General features: G+C 74.7%; 5 protein-coding genes and 1 pseudogene. 3 read left to right on the forward strand and 3 right to left on the reverse strand.

The window, feature by feature from the left end:
* Positions 1-29: 29 nt before the first annotated feature.
* Positions 30-628: pseudogene (locus JHAT_RS34660) on the reverse strand (Uma2 family endonuclease).
* 200 nt (positions 629-828) lie between these two features.
* Between JHAT_RS34660 and recQ the strand changes: the two are divergent.
* A complete protein-coding gene (gene recQ, locus JHAT_RS16950) occupies positions 829-2,805 on the forward strand; it encodes a DNA helicase RecQ (RefSeq protein ID WP_171990932.1) in 1,977 nt (658 codons plus the stop codon).
* Between the two features lie 77 nt (positions 2,806-2,882).
* Here the strand turns inward: recQ and JHAT_RS16955 are convergent, their stop codons facing one another.
* Together JHAT_RS16955 and fahA are read right to left on the reverse strand one after the other, a co-directional pair.
* On the reverse strand, positions 2,883-3,821 hold the full coding sequence (locus JHAT_RS16955) for a M56 family metallopeptidase (protein ID WP_077799014.1): 939 nt from the start codon (positions 3,819-3,821) through the stop codon (positions 2,883-2,885).
* A 342-nt stretch (positions 3,822-4,163) separates the two neighbouring features.
* A complete protein-coding gene (gene fahA, locus JHAT_RS16960; RefSeq protein WP_077799015.1) occupies positions 4,164-5,375 on the reverse strand; it encodes a fumarylacetoacetase in 1,212 nt (403 codons plus the stop codon).
* Between the two features lie 335 nt (positions 5,376-5,710).
* Here fahA and JHAT_RS16965 point away from each other — a divergent pair, with 335 nt between their 5' ends.
* Both JHAT_RS16965 and JHAT_RS16970 read left to right on the forward strand, forming a co-directional pair.
* Positions 5,711-6,952, forward strand: a complete 1,242-nt coding sequence (locus JHAT_RS16965; protein ID WP_077799016.1) for a DegT/DnrJ/EryC1/StrS family aminotransferase — start codon at positions 5,711-5,713, stop codon at positions 6,950-6,952.
* Positions 6,945-9,422 (forward strand): lipopolysaccharide biosynthesis protein, encoded by a 2,478-nt coding sequence (locus JHAT_RS16970; protein ID WP_107481945.1) that lies wholly within the window; start codon positions 6,945-6,947, stop codon positions 9,420-9,422. Before JHAT_RS16965 ends, JHAT_RS16970 begins: the two co-directional genes overlap by 8 nt.
* Positions 9,423-9,789 lie beyond the last annotated feature (367 nt).

The following is a 9,789-nucleotide window of genomic DNA, read 5'->3' on the forward strand; positions in this document are numbered from 1 at the left end:
GCCGGGCCGCCGCCGTGCGGCTTCGGGGGCTACTCGCCGCCGCGGCGTGCCCTGACGGCGGTCAGGTCCAGATCCATCGGGAACGGCGCGCTCACCTTCATGCGCTCACGGAAGATGCCGACGCTGGTGCAGGCGCCGGTGGTGGGCTCCGGCTCGAAGGCGTGGACGACGGTGAGGCCCTTCTCGTCCTCCACGCGCCAGTAGTGGGCGATACCGGCCCGGGCGTACTTCAGGGGCTTGGTCTCGCGGTCGCGGGACACGGAGTCCGGCGAGACGACCTCCACGGCCAGCACGACGGCTGCCGCTGGGACGCGGGTCTGATCGGGACTTGTCAGTGCCTCTTCCTCCAACACCAGCACATCCGGCTCCGGCCTGTTCTGCCGGTCCACGTCGATGGTGAACCCGCACAGGACGTCGAGCCCTGGACCGCGGCTGCGGAGAGCCGTCGGCCGAAGAAGGACGTCGCCCGCTCGTGGAAGACCGACTGCGGGCAGGGGAGGACGAGCGCGGCGTCGATCAGCTGGGTGTGCGCCGGCAGGTCGGGAAGACGGTCCAGATCGTCAGCCGTCCAGCCCGTGTCGGGCGGAATCGGCCAGTCAGGGGGCGAGGTTCCGGCTGCCGTGTGCACGCGGTCCCGGTGGGCGGAGTCACGGGTGTCGCCCCAGGCCACCGACGCGTTGCACAAGGTGACGAAGTGAGTCTGTGGACAACTCCGGGGCTGTCGGTGCGGGCCCCTATCGTTGGGGCAGTGGTCGGGACAGGACGGGCACGGCGGGACGGGCGCGGCAGGACGTACGGGGGGACAGGACGATGGGCGTGATCGACGAGATGACAGAGACGGCAGAGACGGCAGAGGCCGGGCGGCTGGACAGCGAGACGCTGGCCACGCTGCACCGGGTCTTCGGGTACGAGGCCTTCCGCGGTGAGCAGGAGGCGGTCGTCGACCACGTGGTGGCCGGCGGCGACGCCGTCGTGCTCATGCCCACCGGCGGCGGAAAGTCGCTGTGCTACCAGATCCCCGCCCTGGTCAGGTCCGGCACGGGCATCGTGGTCTCGCCGCTCATCGCCCTGATGCAGGACCAGGTGGACGCGCTGCGCGCCCTCGGCGTGCGGGCCGGGTTCGTGAACTCCACGCAGGACTTCGACGAGCGGCGCACGGTGGAGGCCGAGTTCCTCGCCGGCGAGCTGGACCTGCTGTACCTGGCGCCCGAGCGGCTGCGGCTGGAGAGCACCCTCGACCTGCTCTCCCGCGGCAAGATCTCCCTCTTCGCGATCGACGAGGCGCACTGCGTCTCCCAGTGGGGCCACGACTTCCGGCCCGACTACCTCGCCCTGTCCCTGCTCGGCGAGCGCTGGCCGGACGTGCCCCGCCTCGCGCTCACGGCGACGGCCACGCACGCCACCCACCGCGAGATCACCGAGCGGCTGAACATGCCGGCGGCGCGGCACTTCGTGGCCAGCTTCGACCGGCCCAACATCCAGTACCGGATCGTGCCGAAGACCGACCCCAGGAAGCAGCTGCTGAGCTTCCTGCGCGAGGAGCACGCCGGGGACGCGGGCATCGTCTACTGCCTCTCGCGCGCTTCCGTCGAGAAGACCGCCGAGTTCCTGTCGCGCAACGGCGTCGAGGCCGTGCCGTACCACGCGGGCCTGGACGCGGGCACCCGCGCGGCGCACCAGTCGAGGTTCCTGCGCGAGGAGGGCCTGGTGGTCGTGGCGACCATCGCCTTCGGCATGGGCATCGACAAGCCGGACGTCCGCTTCGTCGCCCACCTGGACCTGCCCAAGTCGGTCGAGGGGTACTACCAGGAGACGGGTCGCGCCGGGCGGGACGGACTGCCGTCGACCGCGTGGATGGCGTACGGGCTCAACGACGTCATCCAGCAGCGCAAGCTGATCCAGTCCGGCGAGGGCGACGAGGCGTTCCGCCGCCGGGCCCAGTCCCACCTGGACGCGATGCTCGCCCTGTGCGAGACCGTCCGGTGCCGCCGGGGCCAGCTCCTCGCCTACTTCGGGCAGGACCCGGACCCGGCGGGCTGCGGCAACTGCGACACCTGCCTCACCCCGCCCGAGACCTGGGACGGCACGGTGGCGGCGCAGAAGGTGCTGTCGACCGTGGTGCGGCTGAAGCGGGAGCGCGGGCAGAAGTTCGGCGCCGGGCAGATCATCGACATCCTGCTGGGCAAGCGCACGGCCAAGGTGATCCAGTTCGACCACGACCAGCTCTCCGTGTTCGGCATCGGCGAGGAGCTGACCGAGGGCGAGTGGCGGGGCGTCACCCGTCAGCTGCTGGCCCAGGGGCTGCTCGCGGTCGAGGGCGAGTACGGCACGCTGGTGCTGACCGAGGCCAGCGGGGCGGTGCTGCGGCGGGAGCGGGAGGTGCCGCTGCGCAAGGAGCCCAAGAAGCCGGCCACGGCCAAGGCGGCGGGCGGTGGACGCGGCGACCGCAAGACCAAGGCCGCCGCGGCCGAGCTGCCCGAGGAGCTGCTGCCCGCGTTCGAGGCGCTGCGCGCCTGGCGCGCGGAGCAGGCCCGCGAGCAGGGCGTCCCGGCGTACGTGATCTTCCACGACGCCACGCTCCGGGAGATCGCCACCGCCTGGCCCACCTCGGTCGGGCAGCTCGGCGGGATCAGCGGTGTCGGTGAGAAGAAGCTGGCGACGTACGGGGAGGGCGTGCTGGCGGTGCTCGCCGGGCTGGCCGGTGAGGCGTCACCGGCCCCGTCCCCCGCGGCCGACGGCGCCGGGCCCGGCCCGGACGACTGGCCCGAGGACGAGCCGGAGCCGGAGCCCGACGACTGGGCATGAGACGGCGGCGCCTCCCCGTCACAGGGCCCGGGCCGCGTAGGCCCTGACGGCCGGCGTCTCGGCCGGCGCGCGGTGGGTCACGTCAGTGCCGTCAGGCCCGGGGCGAAGGTGATCAGGAGGGGGAGGAGGGGCACCAGGGCGGCCGTCGCCGTGGTCAGGGCGCGGTCGCGGGGGGTCAGGCGGGGCGGGGGTTCCAGGAGGCGGTCGACCCGCTCGCCGAGGAGGCGGTGGCTGGAGGCGCAGGACAGGACGCCCCGGTGCTGGTTGAGCTCGATCAGGGCCAGTGCCGTGGTCAGGTGGCCGCAGCGGCGGGAGGCGGTGTCGTCGGCGGCGAGTTCCACCAGGCGGTGGGTCTGGTCGCAGAAGTGGGAGAAGAGCGGGACCCGCGGGAAGCCGGTGGCCAGGGCGGTGGACAGGTGCAGCAGCCAGTCGTGGCGGGCCCGGGCGTGACCGCGTTCGTGGGTGAGCACGGCGTCGAGCTGATGGTCGGTCAGGCGGTGCAGGGCGCCGGTGGTGACGACCAGCTGGGCCGGGCTGCCGGGCATCCACCAGGCGTCCGGGTACTCGTCCTCCAGGACCAGGAGGGGACCGCGGGCCCGGGGGAGGCCGGCGGGCAGGTCGGGGGCGCGTTCGCGCAGGTGCGCGCGGGACAGGGCGCGGCGCCTGCGGGCCTCGACCAGCTCGCGGACGAGCATCGCGGTGGTCCAGGCGGCACCGCCGGCCAGCAGCAGGGTGAGGGTCGCCGCCCAGGGCGGGCCGGAGGAGAGGTTGTAGGCGGCGGTCACCGCCGGGGGCGCGGACGCGAAGAGCTGGGTGCGCACGGTGCCGAAGACGGCGGCGGCGCCGAGCGCGAGGGAGGTCAGGCAGCACAGCAGCACCGTGGCGACCAGGCACTGCCACACCCACAGCGCGACCACGGGATCCCGTTCGGGCCACGCGGAACGGGTCAGCGCGCGTGGCACCGGCACGGCGGCGGTCACGGCGACGGCGAACAGCAGGAGCAGGCAGACGGTCATGCCACGGGCTCCGGATCCTTGTCGGAAGGCGGCTCTGGCTGTGGTGCTGTGGTGCAGGGGCGGGCGCGGCGGTGGTGCGACCTCCGGGCCGAGCCCGGGCCCCGCGCCGTCGGCGCCGCCGCGGTTCCGAGCCGTGCCGGAGGGGGACGGGCGCGCCGCGCACACCGCCCGACGCCAGTATGACGGTGACGGGCGGTGCGAGTCAGGCCCCGACGGGCACCGGACGCGCGTGCGGAAGCGGCCGCGCCGGGCCGAACACCGCCCGCCCGGCAACCGCCCGCCCGGAAGCCGGTCGTCCGGAAGCCGGTCGTCCGGCCGGTTCCGGTCCGGCGGCGCGGGCGGTCACCGGCCGACGATCCGCCCGGTCACCTCGCCCAGCCCCACCCGGGCGCCACCCGGACCCGGCGCCCACGCCGACAGGGTCACCACGTCCCCGTCCTCCAGGAACGTCCGCTTGCCGTCCGGGAGTTCCAGCGGATCGCGGCCGTTCCAGGTCAGTTCCAGCAGCGACCCGCGCTCCCGCTCGGTGGGCCCGCTCACCGTGCCCGAGCCGTAGAGGTCGCCGGTGCGCAGGCGGGCCCCGTTGACGGTCATGTGGGCCAGCTGCTGGGCGGCGGTCCAGTACATGGTGGAGAAGGGCGGCTCGGCGACCACGTGCCCGTTGACCGCGACCGAGATCCGCAGGTCGTAGCCGCCCGGTTCCTCCTCGGCGTCGTCCAGGTAGGGCAGCAGCGCGTGCGTGCGTTCCGGCGGCGCCACCCGGGCCTCGTCCAGGGCGTCCAGCGGGGTGATCCAGGCCGACACCGAGGTGGCGAAGGACTTGCCGAGGAACGGGCCGAGGGGGACGTACTCCCAGGCCTGGACGTCCCGCGCGGACCAGTCGTTGAGCAGGCACAGCCCGAAGACGTGCTCGCGGAAGTCGCCGAGCGCCACCGGACGGCCCGGCTCGGACGGCGTGCCCACCACGAAGCCGACCTCGGCCTCGATGTCGAGGCGGACGGACGGGCCGAAGACGGGCGCGGCGTCGGTGGGGGCCTTGCGCTGCCCGGAGGGCCGTACGACGTCCGTGCCCGACACGACGACCGTGCCGGCGCGGCCGTGGTAACCGATCGGGAGGTGCTTCCAGTTGGGGGTGAGGGAGTCCTCGGCGTCCGGGCGGAAGATCCGGCCGACGTTCCGGGCGTGGTTCTCGGAGGCGTAGAAGTCGACGTAGTCCGCCACCTCGAAGGGCAGGTGCAGGGTCACCGACGACAGGGGGTGGAACAGGGGCTCCAGGGCCTCCCGGTGGGACGGGACCGTCACCCAGGCCGTCAGCGCGCGCCGCACGTCCGACCAGGTGGTGCGACCGGCCGCCAGCAGCGGGTTCAGGGTGGGCCGCGCCAGCAGGGACGCGTACGGCGACCCGAGCGCGTGGGCCGCCGCGCCCGCGTCCAGGACGTGGTCGCCGAGCCGGACGCCCACCGTCCGCTCCTGTGCGCCGCGGATCGAGAACACGCCGTACGGAAGGTTGTGCGGGCCGAAGGGATCGCCCTCGGGGACATCGAAGGGGGGCATCGGGTGCTGCCTCGCTCTCGTGCTCGCCGTGCGCCACGTGATCCGTGGTCGTGCCACACGTTACGGGTGGCACACGGGTCTTGGGCAGTGTCCGAAGAGGTGGCGGCGGCCGGTGGGGACGGGCGGCCGACGTGCGGGCGGGGAGCGGCCCGGCGCCGGCGCGGGCGGTGCGGAGGACGACCCGTGGGACCGTGGCGCTCCGCCACCACCCGTGTGCGGGAAGTTGTCCACAGGCCGGAACGCAATCTTGACGGAGCGGTGCGAACGGGGTGACTCTGGACGCGTGCCGGAAGGCCTCGGGGAGGGGGCGTTCCGACGGCACATCAGGGGGGCGGATGGCCACAGGGGAGGCCCGTCCGGGTACGGCGCGGTCCGGTTCGCAGCCGAGAGAGCGGCTCGAAGAGACCATGCGCAGCCGACTCGGCCGGGAATGCGTCTACGTACCGTCGTGCCGTTTCGGGCTGTACGCGGCCCTGCGTCACTGGTGCCCGCCGGGCGGCCGGGTGCTGATGTCGCCGGTCAACGACGACGTCATCTTCTTCGTCGTCCTGGCCGCCGGACTGCGGCCGGTGCAGGCGCCGCTGAACCCGCTGGACGCGTCCATCGACGTCGACGCCGTGCCCGAGGAGGTGTGGGGTTCCCTGTCCGCCGTGCTGACGACCAATCTGTACGGCAACCCGGACCCGGCACCCCGGCTGCGGGAGCGCTGCGACGCGCTCGGCATCCCGCTGTTCGAGGACGCGGCGCACGCCATCGGCAGCGAGGTGGGCGGGCGGCCCGTCGGCACCTGGGGCGACGCGTCCGTGTTCAGCCTGTCCAAGCACGTCGGCGCCAAGGCCGGGGGGATCCTCGCGGTCGCCGACCCGGGGCTGCGGGAGGCGCTGGCGAAGTCCTGCGACGACCTGCTGCTGCCGCGCCGGACCACGGCCGAGGTCGCCTACGCCGTACGGCCGTACGCGGAGGCGGCCGTGCGCGGCCTGCGGCTGCGCCGGGCGGCCTGGGCCACGCTGCGGCTCCTGGGGAGGACGGAGCGCGAGGGGATCCGGATGCCGCTCAGACCCGGCGAGCTGGCCCGGGCGGTCGCCTCGGCGCCGGACCTGGAGGCGCACGATCCCTGGGTCCGCGTGGACATGCACGACTACCGCCTGCGGTCGGGCCGGTTCCGGCTCGGACGCGTCGGGCGCAGGCTCGACCGGCTGGACGACGTGCTCGCGGGCTGCCGTGCGGGCACGGAACTGCTGCTGTCGACCCGCTGGGCGCACCCGGCCGGCGGCGGCCGGCCGGACGGGACGCAGCCGCTGTTCCGGGTGCCGCTGTTCGTGGCGGACCGGGACGCGGCGATCGCGGCACTGGCCCGGCGGGGCATCGTCGTCGGGTACCTCTACGACCCGCCGCTGGACGACTACGCGGGGGCGGAGTTCACCGACCTCTCGCCCAGCCCCGAGGGGGCGCGCTGGTTCGCGCGGCACGCGCTGCCCGTGGACCCGCTGCGCGCCCGCGCGGTCGTGCGGGTGCTGGAGGAGTCGGGGGCGCTGCCCGCCCGGGCACCGGAAGGGGCGGGGCCGTCCCGTGGCTGAGACGCGGGTGCACGAGGCCGCCGCGGCGTCCGCGGACGGCGACCCGGAGCCGCCCGGGAGGGGGCAGGGCTCCGACTCGCTGTTCAAGAACGCCTACTTCCTCATGCTCAGCACCGGCGTCTCGGCCGTGCTCGGCCTGGGGTTCTGGTTCGTGGCCGCCCGCTACTACTCGGAGGAGGCCGTCGGCCAGGGTTCCGCCGCCATCGCCGCGATGCGGCTGCTGGCCAGCATCACGGCGACCACGATGATCGGCGCCGTCGTCCGCTTCGTGCCGCGCGCCGGACGGGCGACCGGTCCGCTGGTGTGGCGCGCGTACGTGGCCAGTTCGGTGGTCGTGGTCGTGGCCGCCGTGGTCTTCCTGCTCACCCTCGACCTGTGGGGTGCCTCGTACGCGCCGCTCGGCACCCCCGCGGCGGGTGCCCTGTTCGTCGCCGCGTGCGTGGCCTGGGCGCTGCTCACCCTCCAGGACGGGGTGCTGACCGGGCTGCGCAAGGCCGAGTGGGTGCCGGCCGGGAACGCGGTGTTCTCGGTCGGGAAGCTGATCCTCCTGGCCGTCTTCGCCTCCGCGCTGCCGGTGCTCGGCATCTTCGTGTCCTGGGCCGTGGCCATCGCCTTCTCCACCCTGCCGCTCGGCTGGCTGATCTTCCGCAGGCTCATCCCGCGCCAGGCCGCCGCCGACCGCGACGTGGAGCCGCCCGGAGCACGGGAGATGGGCCGCTTCCTGGCCGGGGACTCGCTGGGCGCGCTGTTCAGCCTGGCGATGATCAACCTGCTGCCGGTGATGGTCGCGGTCCGCTTCAGCGCCGCGGAGAACGGCTTCTTCTACGTGGCGTACACCGTCGGCGGCACGATGGAGTTCATGGCCATCAACATGGCCTCCTCGCTCACCGCCCACGCCTCGCACGATCCCCGCCACCTCGCCGACGGCGTCCGCGGGGCGCTGCGCCGGATGACGCTGCTGCTGGTGCCGGTGGTGCTGGTCCTGGTCGTCCTCGCCCCGCAGATCCTCGCCCCCTTCGACGAGGACTACGCCGAGCACGGCTCCACGGTGCTGCGGCTGCTCGCCGTCGGGGCGCTGCCGAGGATCGTCGTCGAGCTGTACATCGGCGTGCTGCGCGTCCAGGGACGCACCGGTGCGCTCGCCGCGGTGCAGGGCGCCATGTGCACCCTCGTCCTGGGCAGCGCGGCCGCGCTGTTCGGCCCGGCCGGGATCTCGGGCGCCGGGTGGGCGGTGCTGCTGAGCATGACGCTGGTCGCCGTGGGCTGCGTGCCCGGCCTGCGCTCCGTCCTGCGCGACGGGGGCGGCACGGGCGGCCGCGGCCGGAACGCGGAGGATTCCGACTACGGCACCAGCTGGGCGCGGCTGAACGCCACCGCCGGGTACGGCACGAGCTGGGCGCGCCGGGCCGCGTACGGGGACAAGGGCACCGGCGACGACACGGCCGCGCTGTTCATCGGCCGCCCCGGCTACGAACGCGAGGCCCTGCAGGCGGACACCCTGGCCCTGGTCGTCCGCCCGTCCCGTCAGCCGGAGCCGCCGCGTGCCTCGGAGCCGGACCCGGCGGCGACCTCCGCGTCCGCCTCGGACACGGATGCGGCGCCGAGTCCCGCACCCGCACCCGCACCCGTCTCCGCCTCCGCCTCCGGCCCGGACGCCACGGCGGCCCCCGCGTCCGCTTCCGGAAGAGGCCCCGCATCCGTCCCCGCCCCGGACCCCGCGCCGAGACCTGCCCCGGACCCCGCCCCGGACCGGGCGGCCGCCCCCGCGACGGCGTCCGGCGTCCCCGGGGAAGGCCACGACGACCCCCGCTCCCAGCGGTACCTGGCGAACGGCCTGTGGGCCCTGCTCGCCGCCGCCACCCTGGTCTTCTGGGCCTTCCTGCGCGAACTCCCCTGGCTCACCGACGAGTCGAAGGCGGCAGCCGGACTCACCGGGCGCGAACTCCTGCGGGGGCTGCCGTCGGCGGCGCTCGTCGCGGGGGCGGTCCTGCTCGTGGTGTTCGCGGCGTCCGTGACGCTGTACGCCCGCCCCGACCCCCGGCTGCCCGGCGCCGCGCTGGGCTCCGCCGTGCTCGCCCTGTACGCCGCACCCGTCGCCCTCGGCCGGGAACCGCAGCCGGTCGACGGGGCGTTGTACGAGAAGATGGCCGGTTTTCTGGCGGATGCGGTGGGATTGGACGGTCCTGCCCCCCTTCTGCGCTGGGTACCGCTCGTCCTGCAGTCGCTGTGTCCGGTGGCACTGTGGCCGCTGCTCGCCAAGGCCGGCGGGCGGCTGTCGTGGCAGGGACGCTGGGGGGTGCTGTATCTCGCCGCCGTGGCGGGCTGGGTCTGGCGGCAGGAGCTCGCGCCGGCCGCTCCGCCTCTGCTTCTGCTGCTCGTCCTCGCCGTCCTGCTCCTGCCACCGCGCCGCCCGACGGCCGTGACCGGACACGCACACCGCAGCAGACCGAACGACACGTCCAGGGACTGATCGAGCACAGAGCCGAACCGCCAGGGGGGAACCGTCGTGCGTCCGCCAGCAACTCCACGGGAGAGATCAGCACCAGATCCTGTACCCGGGCAGGGGATCCCGGACGGGCCGGACCCGGACACGGACACGCCGACGACCGGGACGGGCTCCGAGTACGGGACCGACTCCCGCGCCTCGCAGGAGTCGGCCGGCACGTCCTCGGACGACGTGTCCGCGCGCCCGGAGCACGGCACCGCCCCCCGGCCGCCCGACCCGGGCCCGGCCGCACCGGCCCCCGCCGCCCGGCCGGTGCGCGCCGCCGCCTCCGCCGCCCTGCCCGCCGTCATTCCGCTCGTCGCGCTCGCCCTGTGGGCCTTCGCGATGCGGC

The sequence above is a fragment of the Streptomyces sp. JHA26 genome (assembly GCF_002005565.1).
Taxonomy (GTDB): domain Bacteria; phylum Actinomycetota; class Actinomycetes; order Streptomycetales; family Streptomycetaceae; genus Streptomyces.